Source organism: Streptomyces sp. NPDC006510 (assembly GCF_040611955.1).
Lineage (GTDB): Bacteria > Actinomycetota > Actinomycetes > Streptomycetales > Streptomycetaceae > Streptomyces.
Genome location: NZ_JBEXPH010000084.1, coordinates 20,467 through 35,526 on the forward strand (window position 1 = coordinate 20,467; position 15,060 = coordinate 35,526).

The following is a 15,060-nucleotide window of genomic DNA, read 5'->3' on the forward strand; positions in this document are numbered from 1 at the left end:
TGGGCGGGTGCGTTCATAATCGTCAATAACTCATGCACAAATTGATCGCGCTAAGCTGTGCGCCATGACTTCGACCTTCGACAGGGGTCTGGATCTGCTCGACGCAGTCCTGGCGGCCGAGGTGGGCGCGACCGGCTACCCCGGCAACGCCCAGCTCGCCGAACAGCTCGGCCTCGACCAGGCGCAGATATCCCGCATGCTCAAGGACCTCGGCTCGCTCGGCCTGGTCGAGCGGGACGGACTGGGACGCGGCTGGCGCGTCGGCCCGGGCTACTTCGCGCTCGCCGCGGCCGCGGGCGACGCCGGGCTGCTGAGGGCGGCGCGCCCGCTGCTGCGCGGGCTGGTGTCGCGCTGGCACGAGCCGGCCTGGCTCTCGGTACGCTCACGGGAAGTGGCACTCACCGTCGAGGCGCAGCCCAGCCACTGGTCGTCCTCGGTGGCCGCAGCACCGGGCGCGGTGACGCCGGTCTGGTGCACCGGGCCCGGGCGGGCGCTTCTGCTCGATCACTCCGAACAGGAACTCGCCGAACTGCTCGGCGGGGTGGAGTTCGTCGGCGGCGGCCCGCTGGCCATTCGCGACGTACCGGCGCTCGCGGCCCGCAACGCCGCCGACCGGGCCGCCGGAATGGTCGTCGCCGACCGGGAGTTCGAGCACGACGTGGTCGACTTCTCGGCCCCCGTCCGGGACGGCTCCGGCGCCATCGTCGCGGCGCTCAGCATCGCCGTACCCCGGTTCCGGCTGGACGGACGCTCGGCGGAGATCGCGGACTCGGTCCGCAGTGCCGCTCAGGCCCTGGAGGTCAGGGCCTCCAACCGAGCAGGGCGGACAGCCGGTCGGCCAACCCCCTGACGATCTCGCCGTGTTGCTCGGCCAGCGGTGCGAGGCGATCAGACGGCCCCTGGGTGTGCAGGGCGCAGACGATCTGGCCGGAGAAGTCCTTCACCGGGGCGGCCACCGCGAAGACCCCGGGCTGCGACTCGCTGTCCACGACCGCGTAGCCGCGCAACCGTGCCGCGCGCAGCCGCGCCGCGAACTCGGCCACTCCGCCGGGTGCCTGCGGGCCGTGGGCGATGAACTCGGTGCCCGCGAACACCGTCTCCAACTCCTCGCGGGTGCAGTCCCAGAGCAGCGCCTGGCCCGCGTCGTCGCAGTACAGCGGATACGAACGCCCCACCCAGGACAGCCCCGAGGGCACATCCTCCAGGATGGCCACCGCTCCGTCCCCGCGTACCTCGGCGAGGAAGGCACTGACACCCGTCGCCTCCACCGCCTCTCGCAGGATCCGCGGTCCTTCCACCATCAGCCGCGACCGCGCCGCCAGCACCGCATGGGTGCGCAGCCGCCAGCTGAGTCCGTAGGCGCGGGTCAGGGAGTCGCGGGCGAGCAGGCCAGCAGCCTCCAGGCTGTGCAGGCTCCGGGCCACCTGTACCCGGTTCCGTCCGAGCCGCTCGGCGATCTCCGTCGCGGTCGCCGCCTCCTCAAGGGCGGCGACCGCGAGAAGCACATCCAGCCCTCGGCTCAGACTCTTCACGGTTCCAGCGCTCACCCGGAGAGGATAGTGGCCGACCCTGGCCCTGGTGGAAGCGGGCGGCGTCCCGTGTTGTACCGCGCGCCAACCGAGCGAGGGGTGCCTGTTGAGTCGGCACGGAGCGCGGTGCCGGTGTTGCCACTGGTCCGTTTGCCTGGGATACGTGACTCACGGATAGGTTCCGAGATCATGGACGAAATGAACTTGCTCAAGCGCTCCGGCGGTCCAGTAGTCCGAATCCGGATCAGCCGTGACCTGGCTGCCCTCGGCCTCGCAGACGGTGACATCGTCATGTTCCACACCCGCATGTCCGCCATCGGCTACGTGGCCGGAGGGCCGCAGACCATCATCGGCGCCCTCCATGACGTGGTCGGACCGCAGGGAACGCTCATGGTGACCTGCGGCTGGAATGACGCACCCCCCTATGACTTCGTCACGTGGCCACAGGATTGGCAGTCAGCCCTGCGCGCGGAACATCCCGCTTACGACCCCGACCTCAGCGAGGCAGACCACAACAACGGCCGCCTCCCTGAAGCACTGCGCCGCTGGCCCGGAGCCGTTCGCAGCCGACATCCGGACGCCAGTTTCGCAGCCTTTGGAGCGGCAGCAGCCGAGCTGATGGCCGACCACTCCTGGGACGACCCCCATGGCCCCGACAGCCCTCTTGCACGGTTGGTCGCCCGCAGCGGCCGGGTCCTTCTGCTCGGGGCTCCCCTGGATACCATGACTCTGCTGCACCACGCCGAGGCGCTCGCCAAGGCCCCCGGCAAGCGGTTCGTGGACTACGAACAGCCCATCCTTGTGCAAGGTCAGCGGGTCTGGCGCCGCTTCCACGACATCGACTCGGAGGACGGGGCCTTCGACTACTCGGCAGTGGTGTCCGAGGGGCAAGAGCCGTTCGAAGCGATCGCCCGGGACATGCTCACCGCGGGAATCGGTCGGCAGGGCAGAGTCGGCGCTGCCGAGAGTCATCTGTTCGAGGCCACGGAAGTCATCGACTTCGCCACTGCCTGGATCGAACAAAAACTGAACAAGTAGACGCAGCAGAGGTATCCGCACGTCTTCGGCCCGCTGTGATCAAGAACCACTGCCAGAGCAGCCAAAGCCGGCCAGTCCGTTTGAAGGGTTTTGCGAACGGAGCAGTGAGGTCCCCGTTCTCGATACCCGAGTGGCCCTCGCGTCCCGGAAGTCCTTCGGGGGTTGGCAGCGGGGGTGGTATTGCGGCTGGCGTCTGGTCAGGTGCCGGGTGCGGTGAGGTGGAGTCGGCAGGCGCAGTCGAGTGCGTCTGCGGGGGTGCCCGGGTGGCTGCCGGTGGGCAGCATGGAGTCCTCGCAGCGGTCGCTGTCGGCCAGGTAGAGGGCGAAGCCCCATCCGCCGACGGCTCCGGTGTAGCGCAGCTTCATCAGTTTGGCCCGTTCGCTGTCGGCCAGTTCGGCCTCCAATTAGGCGAAGGCTCCACGGTGGCGGACGTGCAGCTGCTTCAGCTGGAGCCAGGCAGTGCGGGCCTGCTCGTCGAGGCGCGCTCCCAGGGAGAGGCAGGTGTGTTCCGAGGGCGTGGCGCCCATCCCGCCCGAGGGGCCGGTTGCCGGGTGCGGCAGGCTATGACTCTGTTGTTCCACTTCTCCTGATCGGCCTGCCTGCCTGCCTTGCCCGTGCCCGTGCCCGTGCCCGTCCGATAGTCCTGCGTGCCGCCGATTGCGAACGGCTGAAGCAGATGGTCTACGGCCACAAAACCGAGTACCGGCTGCGGATGCGCGCGCAGGTGGTGCTGCATGCGGCGCGTGGACGATCCAACGCGCGCATCGCCCGCGAGACGCGGCCGCAGTCTCCTTGGCGCGGCACTACCGCGGCGGCGGCGCCGGGCCGCGGTGTGGCCGGGACCGGCGTGCTGCTGTCGGGCGGCGGACGCGCACGGTGGCGTGGGTGCGGCCGGATCGTCGAGCGGCGCACCGGGACCGGTTCCCGGCAGGTCTCCCGGATCCGGCCGGGCCGGCTCCTCGTCCCGTTCCTTCTGGGTACACAGCGCTCTGGCCTCGCGCCGGAGTGGGCGAGGCCAGAACCCGGAGGGTTTTCAGCGATCTTCTAGGCGGTGCGGGAGCGGGTGGTGTGGACGGTGGTGGCGGTGAGGCAGAAGGTGTCGGGGCGCCAGAGGATGCCGGTGGGGGCGTCGGCGTCCAGGAGGGTGTCCAGGGCCGCGCGGTCCTGGTCCAGGTGCTCGCCGAACTGGTCGCGCTGCCGGGCGAGACGGGTGTGAAGGTGCTCGCGGGCCGGGAGTCCGAGTGTCGGTGAGGAAGGTGCGCGTGCCGCTGGGGACGAGTCCGACCCGGGCCAGCATGGCGGGCCAGTCCTCGACCTCGTCCACGGAGCCCGGGAGTTCGGGCGCATGGTGGTGAAGCCGTCCTCGTTGCCGGCGTCCAGGCGGGCCTGGAGTCCGGGGCGGCCCAGGCCGATGTCGTGGACGAGCAGTGCCCCGTCGCCGCCAGGCTCGCCCGGACCGGCACATGGCTCCGCCGTGTTTGAACCCTGTCTGCGTTCGCCGGGGCGAAATGGAGGAGGGGTTCGTGGCCGGTGGATCGTAGAGTCTCGGGCATGCACGTAGAACGTTCTCCCGAGCCCCGCGCCCTCCTGGTCAACGGCACTGTCGGCGTCGGCAAGACATCGGTGGCCGAAAGCGTGGGCGACCTACTCACCCATGCGGGCATACCCAACGCCGTCATCGACCTGGACTGGTTGAGGCAGTCCTGGCCGACGCCGCCGGAAGACCGCTTCAACTCCGGCATGATGCTGCGAAACCTGCGCGGCGTCGCGGGCAACTACCTCGCGGCGGGAGCAGTCCGGCTGGTCCTCGCCGGTGTGATCGAGAATCAGGAGGACCGGAAGCTGTGCGGCGATGCGATCGGTATCGAGCTCTCGGTGTGCCGGCTCCAGGCCGATCTGCCGGTCATCCATCAGCGACTCATGCGGCGCCACGAGGACGAGCCCGAGGCGTTGCGATGGCACTTGGCCAGGGCCGGCGAGCTGGCCGGGATCCTCGAACGGGCAGCGGTCGACGACTTCACCGTCGACGCCACCACGCGCCCGGTCGGCGAGGTCGCCGCCGAGGTGACCGGGAAGGCGGGCTGGCTGTGACGCGGCTTTCACGCCTGCGGCGGATCAACGGCGAAGCACTCGGGGCGGGCGGCCCGGACGTGGGGGGGCCGCATGCGGCTGTTCAACGCAGCCGGGCACGCATTCCACTCGTCGCCGGCTCCAACGCCCGTCCGGACGGCACCGCGCTGACACCGTTCCACCGCTCACCCCGGCCGGCTGCCGGACCGGGTAGAGGAAAAGCCCACCACTCTGTACAAGGAACCCGCCATGCCTGAATCAGACCGCAACCCCGCCCGCGGCCGCATCGGCGTAATGCTCCCCCGCGACCTGCCCGTCCAGGAGATACTGCCGTTCGCCCGGCGAGCGGAAGACCTGGGATTCGACCAGCTATGGGTGGTCGAAGACCTCGGCTGGCGCGGCGGACTCGCGCAAGCCGGCCCCGTCCTCGCCAGCACCACCCGCATCACCGTCGGCATCGGCATCATGCCCGCCGGCGCCCGCAACGTGTGCTTCGCCGCGATGGAACTGGCCACCCTCGCACAGCTCTACCCCGGCCGACTGATCGCCGGCATCGGCCACGGCATGCCCGACTGGATGCGTCAGGCCGGAGCCCGGCCAGCCAGCCCCCTGACACTGATCAGGGAATACACGACCGCGCTGCGCCTGCTCATACGCGGCGAGCCCGGCCCGGCAGGCGGCCGCTACGTGCGCTGCGAAGGCGTCGTCCTCACCGAAACCCCCGACATCGTCCCCCCGGTCATCCTGGGCGTACGCGGTCCCAAGTCGCAGGCAGCCGCAGGCGAGGTGGCCGACGGACTCCTCCTTGCCGAGCCCGCGGCCCCCGCATACATCGCCTGCTCGCTGCAGCACATGAACGTCACCCCTCACACGAGCGGCCCTGAAGTCGTCACCTACGACGCCGCCGCCGTCGACGACGACGAGGACACCGCTCTCGCCCGCGTCCGCGACGGCCTGACCGCCATCGGCGAGCCGGCCTGGGCCGCGCACATCGACCCCCTGCCCTTCGCCGCACAGCTGCGTGAACACCGCGCCGCCTGCACCGACGCCCGGCAATTCGCACAGACCATGCCCGCCGACTGGGTCCGCCGACTGAGCATCGCCGGCACCCCCGCCCAGGCACGCGAAGCGATCAAGGCCCGCCACGCGGCCGGCGCGACCAGCGTCGTCCTCACCCCCACCGGCCCCGACCCCCTCGCATCCCTCGACTCGCTCGCCCGCGTCCTGGCCCCCCGCCCCCGAACCTAGAACGCCACGATCTCGGAGAACCTCCTACCCACCGCCGGACGGAACGCGCTGTTCGGCCTCTTCGGAGCCATCGCCCTCCGCCGGGGACAGCGGTCACGCGTTCACGAGAAGTATGTGAAGTGCCCGTCGAAGGACTTCCTCCGGGTCGTGCGAGGCATCGCGTCTCAGTTCTTCGTACACCGGCGCCACGCTCTCGTCGCCCGGAGTTCGGGGTTCCAGCTGAGCGGCCCGGTAGGTCATGGCGCTTCCTATGACGAGGTTGCTCGCCGAGTACGCGACCCACAGTGGCGCGGCTGCACCTGACCTGCCGAGCCGCTCGGAGAGTCCTTCCGAGAACGCGAGGTAGGCCGGTCCTCGTGGTGGACGCATGGCGATGACCTGGACAGCCCATGGGTGCTCGAGAAGATGGCGGTACAGCGACAGCAGGATCTCCGACGCCTCCTCTTCGCGGAGAGCGCGCTGAACCGCGCCGTCATGTCCCAGGGCATGGTCGAGCGCGAGATCGAGCGCGTCCGAGATGCCGTTGATGCGCGAGTAGAGGCTTGCGGGTGCCGCCTCCAGCGCGTTCGCCAACGCGCGAAGCGAAAGGCCCTCGATCCCCGACGCGTCCAGGATGCGTACTGCTGCGCGCGCGATGGCCTCGGGATCCAGAGCCCGGACGCGCCGCACAGGCTTGACGTGCTCCCAGTAACTCATACCCCTCCTTAAGCGAATGCTGTTAGTTTAAGGGCATGATTGACGCAACCCTGCTCCCCGTCAGTGACAGCCTTCGAACGCTCCGGCCCCTGTCCTCCCACGACGCCGAACGGTACGCCGGCGGAACCCGGGATCCACTCGTGCAGAAGTACGGGCACCTGCCTGAACCGGAGTACACGCCCGAGACCGTAGCCCGCCTCGCTGACGACGTCGTTCCTCAAGGCCTCCAGGCCGGAGACCTCGCGGTGCTCAGCATCGTCGACGAAGCGGACACATTCCTCGGCAGCCTGGTGCTCTTCGACGTCACGGACAGGACCGCCGAAGTCGGGTTCTGGCTCCACCCTGACTCAAGAGGCCTGGGCCACTCGGCCGCAGCACTGGAACTCGCGGCGGCACTGGCAGTCCGCAGTGGCCTGAGCGAACTGACGGCACGCACCGCGACCGGCAATCTCTCGTCCCAGCGATGCCTGGAGCGCAGCGGCTTCAGCCAGACGGGGACCAACGTCGAGCGCACACCCTCCGGCGAACGCATTGAACTCGCCCACTATCAGCGGCGCCTGAAGTAGACAGCCTGTTCCGGAAGAAACCACGACCTCAGGGGCTGGGGCGCACGTGCGGCAGACCGACACACCGCTCACATCGCGGGCCGGCGCCGGCCGATCGAGCACGGCCGGACGCGTCCGGCGCGCATGCTGCGGCGGAGACGGAAATCCCGCGGGCGTGCGCGTCGAAGGGGTGAACACGTACCGGCGGCACGGCGTGACAGGGCTGCGGGAACCGGCCATCCCCCGCGCCGCCGGTCGAAAGCCGCTCCCGCAGCGGTCGCAGCCGGAGGACGAAAAGCGCCGGCTCCGATCCGTTGCCGCCTGCTGCTCGCGCCGCCCGAGGCTCCGGCTTGCCCCTCCGACCTCGCCGACACACCGGGATCCCCCGCACCCGGCTGTCGAATCACCTGGCCTGCCTGTGCGACCGCGTGCGTCACCGTGCCCGACGGCCGCCGCATCCGCCATGAGCTGACCGACCACCGCCCCGGCCACGCGCAGGACGACCTGCGCGCGCCGTTCCGGGAACGGTGCGACAGCCGGTCGATTCGCCGCGCGTCGACGACCTCGACCGCATGCTGTCCGCCTCCGGGTCGCCTCAGCCGGCCGATGGCAGTCGGGCCGTCCCACGCCGGCACCACCCCGCCTTCCCGAGAACTCCGTCAGTCGAGCAGAGCCGTGGCCGTGTTGATGAGTTCCGCGTCGGCTTCGTCGGTACGTTGGGCGGTGATGCCGGAACGGAAGAGGGACGCGCCTTCGATCAGCACGGTGAAGACCCTTGCCCGAGCCTGGCAGACGGTGACGGGGAGAGTTGGATTACGGGCGCGCAGAAAACCGGCCACGTGGTCCTGGTATTCGCCGTAGAAGGCACGTGTGACCGCCGCGACGGCTTCGTCGCGGCCCGCCAGTGCCCACAACTCGGCGTAGACCCGGACGAGTCGCGGATCATCGTGCTCGGCCAGGAGCTGACGGACCAGCCCCTCCGTGTCCGGCGGAGTGTGCGCGGCCGCGTCGGCGAACAACGGGGCCAGCCTGTCGAGGGAACGGTCCAGGGTGCGGCGCAGGAGGGCGGCGATCAGCTCCGTGCGGGAGGGGAAGTAGTACTGCACGTGCCCCAGGCGCGTCTGTGCCGTGGCCGCCACTGCCCGCATGGTCAGCTCGCCGTATCCGGACTTGAAGAGGATCTCCTCGGCGGCGTCCAGGAGCGCGGCACGCCGCCGGGCCCCCTTGGCCGTGGTGGGCGTGCGCTCGTCCCGTTCCGGGGATCGTCCGCTCATGCCGCCCGGCCTTCCGCCCGCGCTTCTCGCACGGCCTTGCGCACCACCAGGTCGACGCCCTGCGCGGCGAGGTCCGACGGCACGCTCTGCGGATTCGGCAGCTGTTCGGGGAAGACCACGCCGCTCGGTGCGGGGGCACCGTCTTCGCCACGTACCCGGCGCAGCCCCATCAGGGCACCCAGTGCGGTCAGATGCGCCTGCCCGGCCGGGTCGGTCACGGTCGCGGAGAGGGTGTCGCGCTCGTGAGTGACATCGATGCGGAGCTGGGCCGTGCCGCCTTCGCCCGGTGCGTACAGCAGTCCGCGGCGCGCGCCGGTGAAGCGCTCGCCACGGCCCCAGCGGAAGAACCCGAGCCGCTTGGCGGCCAGCAGGGCCGCCGTGGACGCGGGCGAACTGAATCCGATCCGGGTTGTGGCGGTCGTGGACGCGAGGGTGAGGGGGAGGGTGAACTGCTCGGGGGTGTCGATCCTGGCGACCCGGGTGAGCGACTCCCCGATACGGACGCGGCGGACGTCGCTCAGTGGCATGACCGTGCGCCGCTGTCCGTCCCGCACCACCTCGTAGTCCAGTCCGAGCCGGTCCATGAACTCCACCGAGTCCGCGCCCGCCCGGTCGCCCAGGTCCCAGCGAATGGCCACGTCGACCGTGTCCGCACCGCCGAGCCGGTCACCGAGACAGGCTGCGACGAGGCTGGTCACGCCGCCCATCCACGCGGAGGACAGCAGTACCGGCGCGGTCGGGCGCGCCAGTGCCGCGACCGTGGCCGCGCGCTGCATCCGCGTGGTCCAGCGGGTGACGTCCACGAACGGCACCCCGCCGTGGATCGCGGCGCGCAGAACACGGTCGTCCGGATCGTTGACGACGCTGACCACCGCGCCGACTCCGGCACGGAACGGCGCCGGGTCCGCAAGGTCCCAGGTCCGCAGCTCCGCGCCCGTCTCGTCCGCCAGTCGCTGCCCGCGCCGCACAGTCCGCCCCGTGAGCACCAGCGGCCAGGACGGGGCCGCCATCCGTGCCAGCTCCGCGCCGACCGTTCCGTATCCGCCGACCAGGAGCACAGGACCGTCGGCATCGAAGAAGAGTTCGTCATTCATGAAACCAAATATAGGTCACTTGACCTATAAATCGATGACGGGCTGAACCGGCCTCGGCAGGCAGAGCGTCCTTGAGCAGGCACGGGCCGGTGGGTACCGGTGAGCGGGCGTGTCCAATACTGATGTGATGGACCAGCTTGAGCAGACCGTCGGCCTCGTCCGCGACGTCGCGGGGCCTGAGCTCCTCGGGACGTATCTCCACGGCTCCGCCGTGCTCGGGGGTCTCGCCCCGGCCAGCGACCTGGACATCCTGGCCGTCACCCGGCGGAGTCTTGACGAGGCGAGGCGGCGGGCGCTTGTTGGGGGCTTGCTGGACATTTCCGGCCTCACGCCCACTGTCCGGCCGGTCGAACTCACCGTCGTCGTCCAGTCCGAAGTCCAACCCTGGCGGTTCCCGCCGATCGGAGACTTCCTCTACGGCGAGTGGCTGCGCGACGAATTCCAGACGGGCGGGCCTCCGCGGCCCGCCCCGATGCCGGACCTGGCCCTGGTCCTCACGGTGGTCCTGGCAGGCGGCCGCCCCCTGACCGGGCCACCTCCGGCCGAACTCCTGGATCCGGTGCCGCACTCCGACCTCGTGCGGGCGAGCGTTGAAGGAATCCCCGAACTTCTGGCCGACCTAGACGGCGACACCCGCAACGTCCTGCTGACCCTTGCCCGCGTCTGGACCACCCTCGCCACAGGCGAGATCAAGACCAAGGACGCCGCCGCCCGCTGGGCCATGGCCCGCCTGCCCCCGGAACACCGCCCCGTCCTGGAACACGCCAGGAACCTGTACCTCACCTGTCACTATCAGGACGAGGTCTGGAGCGAGGAGTTGAAGGCCCAGGTACGCCCGCATGTGGACGACGTGCTCACGCGCATCGACCACCTGCGCCAACAGACGTGAATCGCTCCCGGATGCCCACCCGCTCCCCGGTACCCTCGTGAGGCTGCCGCGGCGGGGCCGGCCTGCGCAGGACACGGTCCGACCGCATCCTGGCCGGGACCTTCACTGGTAGATCCCGCAGGAGGTGGGCCGGGCGGGGTGCGTCGTATCCGGCGTCTGCGATGACGAGGACGTCAGGGTCGCCGGCCTGCCACTGGCCTGTGGTGATCAGCCGGGCGACAAGTTCGCGCAGTTGTCGGGCGGTGACGGTGGCCGTCTCGTCTCCAGGTGCCAGACGCAGCGCGTCCAGCGGGGCGGTCCACGAGCTGCGGCCCGGCTCCAGCGCACAGACGATCGAGTACGGCCACCGGGGAACGGGAATATGCTGGCCCTTGCCCCGGCCGTAGGCGTGACGCAGGATCCGCCCTGGTGATGTGTGGGAGTCCGGCCGCAGCCAGCACGTGACATCGATGGCCAGGACGAGCCGGCCGTCGGCCGCCCGCGGCAGAGGCACCGAGGCCAGAGCCTGCCGCATCCGGTCCGCGTCGATGCGGCCCTTTGAGACGGCGGCATAGAGCCCTCCGCGTCCACGGCGGAGTCCGCCCACCAGCGACAGCTCGGCCAGCGACTTCACCGGCCCGTCACCGCGCGGAACCGCGTCGTGACCTGGAAGCGTTCGGCAGCCCGCCGCAGCGACCAGCCGTCGTCCACGACGCAGCGGGCCAGACGCAGACGGCCGGTCTCAGTCAGGGGTGCATTACGGTGGGGCACTCCGCCGAGGCCGCTGCGGCCTGTGCCGCAAGGGCTATCAGCCCAACCCCGACACCTACCTCGCCGCCGTCCTCGCGGTCACCGGATGAGCGACTGCCTTCCAGGGCGTCCTCTCGTGTGGCCTTCGGCACGGGCGGGTGAGGCTCTGTCCTCTACCCGATGCCGCGCCGTTCGAGGTCGGCGGCGATGCCGTCCAGAACGCCGGTAAGGCCCGAGACGAAGAGGGTGTCCAGGTCCCAAGGGTCGGCGCCCGCCTGCATCGCGGGGCCGAGTCGTGGGTACGCGTCGGGCTCGTAGAGCGAACTGCGTGCATCGTCCGTGGCGTTCGCCGTGCGCCGGTCGGCATGTCGAGCCTGCCGTTCCGCTTCCACGTCGCTGACGTAGGTCAGGGCCACCCCCTGAACGTAGGAAGCAAACATGAACATGTAACGGAAGGCGTCGGCGGGTTCGAGGCCGAGTCCGTCGAATGCGGCGAAGGTGCTCTCGCTGTCCGCTGCCAGTGCCCGGCTGGAGTGCGTGCGGGTCGTCACGAGGACCTTCGACAGGATCCACGGATGACGGTGGTACAGCTCCCAGTCGCGGTGGGCAGCCCGTTCGAGGCCGTGTCGCCAGTCCCGCGGCGGCGTGTCGGGCAGCGGGGTCCCGGTCAGCGCGGCCTCCACCATCAGGGCCACCAGTTCGTCCTTGGATGCGACGTGCCGGTACAGGGCCATGGTGCTCGCGCCGAGTTCGGTGGCGACCCGCCGCATGGACAGTGCCTCGAGCCCCTCCGCGTCCGCGATGGCGATCCCGGCCCGCGTGATGCGCCCGGCGGTGAGATGGGGCGTACCGGCGTCGCCCTCCGGGACACCGTTCTCCGTGCTGCTCGCCTCCGTCAATGCCTCTGTCTTCCGCGCCCGGTAGGCCCGCGCCCGGCAGGCATGGGAGCAGAAGCGCCGCGGTCGCCCCCGCTCCACAGGTTCCAGATCTTTCCCGCAGGCCGCGCAGACCATCCGTCCCGGCATCGTCACACTCCTTTTCGTCACACTCTGCGTGCGTGACGAAATCCTAACTCGTCAGCGACGTTAACGGCCCGAGGGTCAATGGCCGTCTCCTCAAAAATATATTTGTTGCCCGAGGTGCCCGCATGCGTATGCTGTACACCGTTGACGCGTACTAAGTACGCATGAAGTGACGTAACTAATTCCGGTTGATCCGCTACAGCTGTCGGCCAAAGGAGCGCGAGTGAAGGACATGACGCAAGGAAACAAGAAAGCCCGTACCCGGCAATGGATCGGGCTCGCCGTCCTGGTGCTGCCGTGCATCTTGGCCTCCATGGACATGTCCGTCATGTTCGTCACGCTCCCTTCGCTGTCGGCCGACCTTCAGCCCAGCAGTTCGCAACTGCTGTGGATCATGGATTCGTACGGGTTCCTGCTGGCTGGTCTGCTCATCACGATGGGCACTCTCGGAGACCGGTTCGGGCGGCGGCGGGTACTTCTGAGCGGTGCCGCGGCCTTCGGACTCGCCTCGGTCCTGGCGGCCTGCTCGACCGGCCCCGAGATGCTCATCGCGACCCGCGCCCTCATGGGCATCGCCGGAGCCTCGCTGGCTCCCTCCACCCTCTCCCTGATCCGGAACATGTTCCTCGACGAACGGCAGAGGGCCACTGCCGTTGGCGTCTGGACAGCCGGTTTCGCCGGCGGCGCCGTCCTCGGCCCCATCATCGGTGGTCTGCTCCTTGAGTACTTCTGGTGGGGCTCGGTCTTCCTGATCAACGTCCCCGTGATGATCCTGCTGGTGGTGCTCGGGCCACTGCTGCTGCCTGAGTACCGAGACCCCGAGCCGGGACGCTTCGACCTGCCCGGCGCCCTGCTGTCTCTGGCAGCCGTCCTCGCCGTGATCTACGGCCTCAAGGCGACGGCGGGACACGGCTTCGGCTGGACCGAAGCTGTGTGCGTGGCCATTGGACTGAGTGCGGGAACTCTGTTCGTCCGCCGTCAGCGCACAGCCGCCCATCCGATGATCGATCTCGCTCTGTTCCGCACCAGTCGGTTCAACGTGCCGCTGCTCATCGACGCCCTGGCGACCTTCGCGATGGTCGGATTCTCTCTGTTCAACTGGCAGTTCATGCAGATCGTCCTGGGAATGGGGCCGTTCGAGTCGGCCCTGTGGTCCCTGCCCACCTTTCTCGTGATGCCTGTGGGCATTGCCCTGGCCACGGCGATGGCACCGCGCATCGGCAAGCCGAACGTGATGACCGCCGGACTGGCGGTGGCAGCCGCCGGCTACATCGCCCTGGCACTGATCCGGACCGACTCGGGCATCGTGCACCTGGTGAGCGCCCTGGCCGTGGTCTCCATCGGTATCGGGGGCGTGTCCGCCGTGGTCACAGAGGTGATCCTCTCTGCCGCACCGCCGGAGCGAGCCGGGGCGGCCTCGGCACTGGCGGAGACCTCCGCCGAGTTCGGCGGTGCGCTCGGCATCGCGGTCCTGGGCAGCATCGGCACTGCCGTATACCGCTCGCAGATGGAGTCGCAGGCCCCCGCCGACCTCACCCCCGGGCAGCGAGCAGCGGCAGCAGAAACCCTCGGCGGCGCCGCCGACACCGCAGTGACCCTGCCGCACCAGACCGCAGAGGCTCTGCGCAAGGTGGCCTTCGACGCCTTCAGCCACGAGATGCGGATCGCCGCGGTCGCCAGCGTCGTGGTAACGGCGGGCGGAGCCATTCTGATCGCCTCCCTGCTCCGCAGCGGCAGACGGCCCGGCTCCGTGGCTGCCCCAGCAGCGGAGCCGGAGCACACGACAGGACACGGCGGCCAAGACAATGCCAACGAACGGCCCGCCAGGACGCCCACGTGGTAGATGTGCGGTTCGTAGGACGCCACGATTCGACCGCACGCTCAAGGCCTGGCTCACCGGGAAGTGGCGCTCGTCGAAGGCGGACCTCGACGGGATCGATGCCGCCTACCGGACCGTGCGCCGCCAGGACGTCGCCAACCACCTCCTGCGTCGTCTCGACGCGGGTGGCGGCAGCCGGGGCGGAGACGCACCCGCTGCTGCCACCCGCGACAGCTGACGAGACGCCGCCACCGCCGTCGTGCTCCTCCACGGGTGCCTGGCCTGCGGCGAGCTCAGCGCCAACCGCATCGCCGGGGACGCACTGGCCCTGGTACGCCTGGCGCTCAAAGCCGTGGGACATCAGCACCGCCCAATGCATGCTGCTCGCACTGTGTCGAGCCCCGCCTTCCTGCGTCGTGTTGACAGAACGCCGATGTCTCCACGCCCACGATTCCTTCAGCTCGTAAGGAGAAGCAATGCGCCCCATGACCAGGGAAGAGGTTCGCGGCGCGATCGTGAACCGGGACCCCGCCGCGAAGAGGCTCCGGCTTCCTGTCTGGTTCGACGCCGTCCGGTGGCACCGGATCGACTACCTCGGATGGCGGGATCTGCGCGCTCCGAAGCTCGCCTACCTCGTCACCGAGGCCGACGGCCGGGCGCTGGGAGTGCTGCTGCGGCAGGCGCCGAATGAAGCCGCACTCGGATCGCGCGCGGTGATGTGCGACCTGTGCCGGTCCTCCCGCCGGTTCAACGAGGTTTCGCTGTTCACCGCTCGACGCCCAGCACGCGACAAACGCGAACGCCTGAACACGCTCGGTCTTCTCCTGTGCACCGATCTCGACTGCGCGGTCAAGGTGAACACCAAGCCGACCCGTCAAGGATTCGATCTCCCGGTCGGCGACCACGTCAAGGCTGGCCGCGAAGGCTTGCGTTCACGCACGATCGCCTTCATTCGTTCGGTGTCCGACACCGAACGAACCACGCAACACAGAAGGTGATATTTGAACCGCCCTGAAGCTTCCCCGTGATCTTGGACACTCGATGCCTATGCTGCGAGGTCGTGTTGGTGCCGTTGCCGGGTCTCGGCCGGGGTGAGGTAGCCGAAGA

Annotated in this window: 16 protein-coding genes and 4 pseudogenes; 10 read left to right on the top strand and 10 right to left on the bottom strand. The window is 69.6% G+C overall.

Annotation, left to right across the window (positions count from 1 at the left end):
* Positions 1 to 64: 64 nt before the first annotated feature.
* Complete coding sequence (locus ABZY11_RS24080; protein ID WP_356481137.1) at positions 65 to 850, top strand: IclR family transcriptional regulator C-terminal domain-containing protein; 786 nt, start codon at positions 65 to 67, stop codon at positions 848 to 850.
* Here the strand turns inward: ABZY11_RS24080 and ABZY11_RS24085 are convergent.
* A complete protein-coding gene (locus tag ABZY11_RS24085; protein ID WP_356481138.1) occupies positions 801 to 1,547 on the bottom strand; it encodes an IclR family transcriptional regulator C-terminal domain-containing protein in 747 nt (248 codons plus the stop codon). The two genes, ABZY11_RS24080 and ABZY11_RS24085, sit on opposite strands and share 50 nt — an antisense overlap.
* Positions 1,548 to 1,718: 171 nt before the next feature.
* On the opposite strand from ABZY11_RS24085, the gene aac(3) reads away from it, so the two are divergent.
* Positions 1,719 to 2,567, top strand: a complete 849-nt coding sequence (gene aac(3), locus ABZY11_RS24090) for an aminoglycoside 3-N-acetyltransferase (protein WP_356481139.1) — start codon at positions 1,719 to 1,721, stop codon at positions 2,565 to 2,567.
* A gap of 197 nt (positions 2,568 to 2,764) precedes the next feature.
* On the opposite strand, the gene ABZY11_RS24095 is transcribed toward aac(3), so the two are convergent.
* The 3 genes from ABZY11_RS24095 to ABZY11_RS24105 form a co-directional block, all read right to left on the bottom strand.
* Positions 2,765 to 2,971, bottom strand: coding sequence for a hypothetical protein (locus tag ABZY11_RS24095; RefSeq protein WP_356481140.1), 207 nt, complete (start codon positions 2,969 to 2,971; stop codon positions 2,765 to 2,767).
* Positions 2,972 to 3,148: a hypothetical protein gene (locus ABZY11_RS24100; protein WP_356481141.1), complete on the bottom strand. Its 177-nt coding sequence runs from the start codon at positions 3,146 to 3,148 to the stop codon at positions 2,972 to 2,974.
* Positions 3,149 to 3,611: 463 nt separating this feature from the next.
* Complete coding sequence (locus ABZY11_RS24105; protein ID WP_356481142.1) at positions 3,612 to 3,914, bottom strand: hypothetical protein; 303 nt, start codon at positions 3,912 to 3,914, stop codon at positions 3,612 to 3,614.
* Positions 3,915 to 4,118: 204 nt separating this feature from the next.
* Here ABZY11_RS24105 and ABZY11_RS24110 point away from each other — a divergent pair, with 204 nt between their 5' ends.
* On the top strand, positions 4,119 to 4,658 hold the full coding sequence (locus ABZY11_RS24110) for a hypothetical protein (protein ID WP_356481143.1): 540 nt from the start codon (positions 4,119 to 4,121) through the stop codon (positions 4,656 to 4,658).
* A 228-nt stretch (positions 4,659 to 4,886) separates the two neighbouring features.
* On the top strand, positions 4,887 to 5,885 hold the full coding sequence (locus ABZY11_RS24115; RefSeq protein WP_356481144.1) for an LLM class flavin-dependent oxidoreductase: 999 nt from the start codon (positions 4,887 to 4,889) through the stop codon (positions 5,883 to 5,885).
* Positions 5,886 to 5,978: 93 nt separating this feature from the next.
* On the opposite strand, the gene ABZY11_RS24120 is transcribed toward ABZY11_RS24115, so the two are convergent.
* Positions 5,979 to 6,581, bottom strand: a complete 603-nt coding sequence (locus tag ABZY11_RS24120; RefSeq protein WP_356481145.1) for a hypothetical protein — start codon at positions 6,579 to 6,581, stop codon at positions 5,979 to 5,981.
* A 35-nt stretch (positions 6,582 to 6,616) separates the two neighbouring features.
* On the opposite strand from ABZY11_RS24120, the gene ABZY11_RS24125 reads away from it, so the two are divergent.
* Both ABZY11_RS24125 and ABZY11_RS24130 read left to right on the top strand, forming a co-directional pair.
* On the top strand, positions 6,617 to 7,147 hold the full coding sequence (locus ABZY11_RS24125; protein ID WP_356481146.1) for a GNAT family N-acetyltransferase: 531 nt from the start codon (positions 6,617 to 6,619) through the stop codon (positions 7,145 to 7,147).
* A 288-nt stretch (positions 7,148 to 7,435) separates the two neighbouring features.
* Positions 7,436 to 7,639: pseudogene (locus tag ABZY11_RS24130) on the top strand (transcriptional regulator); the annotation flags it as partial.
* A 146-nt stretch (positions 7,640 to 7,785) separates the two neighbouring features.
* Here ABZY11_RS24130 and ABZY11_RS24135 read toward each other — a convergent pair.
* Positions 7,786 to 8,400, bottom strand: a complete 615-nt coding sequence (locus ABZY11_RS24135) for a TetR family transcriptional regulator (protein WP_356481147.1) — start codon at positions 8,398 to 8,400, stop codon at positions 7,786 to 7,788.
* Positions 8,397 to 9,494 carry a saccharopine dehydrogenase gene (locus tag ABZY11_RS24140; RefSeq protein ID WP_356481148.1) on the bottom strand — a complete coding sequence of 366 codons (1,098 nt, stop codon included), beginning with the start codon at positions 9,492 to 9,494 and terminating at the stop codon, positions 8,397 to 8,399. The genes ABZY11_RS24135 and ABZY11_RS24140 overlap by 4 nt, the downstream gene beginning before the upstream one ends.
* Before the next feature lie 127 nt (positions 9,495 to 9,621).
* Here ABZY11_RS24140 and ABZY11_RS24145 point away from each other — a divergent pair, with 127 nt between their 5' ends.
* Positions 9,622 to 10,383 carry an aminoglycoside adenylyltransferase family protein gene (locus tag ABZY11_RS24145; protein ID WP_356481149.1) on the top strand — a complete coding sequence of 254 codons (762 nt, stop codon included), beginning with the start codon at positions 9,622 to 9,624 and terminating at the stop codon, positions 10,381 to 10,383.
* A gap of 40 nt (positions 10,384 to 10,423) precedes the next feature.
* Here ABZY11_RS24145 and ABZY11_RS24150 read toward each other — a convergent pair.
* From ABZY11_RS24150 to ABZY11_RS24160, 3 genes and pseudogenes are all read right to left on the bottom strand, one after another.
* A pseudogene (locus ABZY11_RS24150) lies at positions 10,424 to 11,023 on the bottom strand (transposase); the annotation flags it as partial.
* Positions 11,024 to 11,025: 2 nt separating this feature from the next.
* A pseudogene (locus ABZY11_RS24155) lies at positions 11,026 to 11,133 on the bottom strand (IS481 family transposase); the annotation flags it as partial.
* A 152-nt stretch (positions 11,134 to 11,285) separates the two neighbouring features.
* Complete coding sequence (locus ABZY11_RS24160; protein ID WP_356481150.1) at positions 11,286 to 12,011, bottom strand: TetR/AcrR family transcriptional regulator; 726 nt, start codon at positions 12,009 to 12,011, stop codon at positions 11,286 to 11,288.
* 355 nt (positions 12,012 to 12,366) lie between these two features.
* Here ABZY11_RS24160 and ABZY11_RS24165 point away from each other — a divergent pair, with 355 nt between their 5' ends.
* The 3 genes and pseudogenes from ABZY11_RS24165 (at position 12,367) to ABZY11_RS24175 (ending at position 14,951) form a co-directional block, all read left to right on the top strand.
* Positions 12,367 to 13,977 carry an MFS transporter gene (locus ABZY11_RS24165; RefSeq protein ID WP_356481151.1) on the top strand — a complete coding sequence of 537 codons (1,611 nt, stop codon included), beginning with the start codon at positions 12,367 to 12,369 and terminating at the stop codon, positions 13,975 to 13,977.
* A 235-nt stretch (positions 13,978 to 14,212) separates the two neighbouring features.
* Positions 14,213 to 14,308, top strand: a pseudogene (locus tag ABZY11_RS24170) (RNHCP domain protein); the annotation flags it as partial.
* Positions 14,309 to 14,438: 130 nt separating this feature from the next.
* Positions 14,439 to 14,951, top strand: a complete 513-nt coding sequence (locus ABZY11_RS24175; protein ID WP_356481152.1) for an FBP domain-containing protein — start codon at positions 14,439 to 14,441, stop codon at positions 14,949 to 14,951.
* Positions 14,952 to 15,060 lie beyond the last annotated feature (109 nt).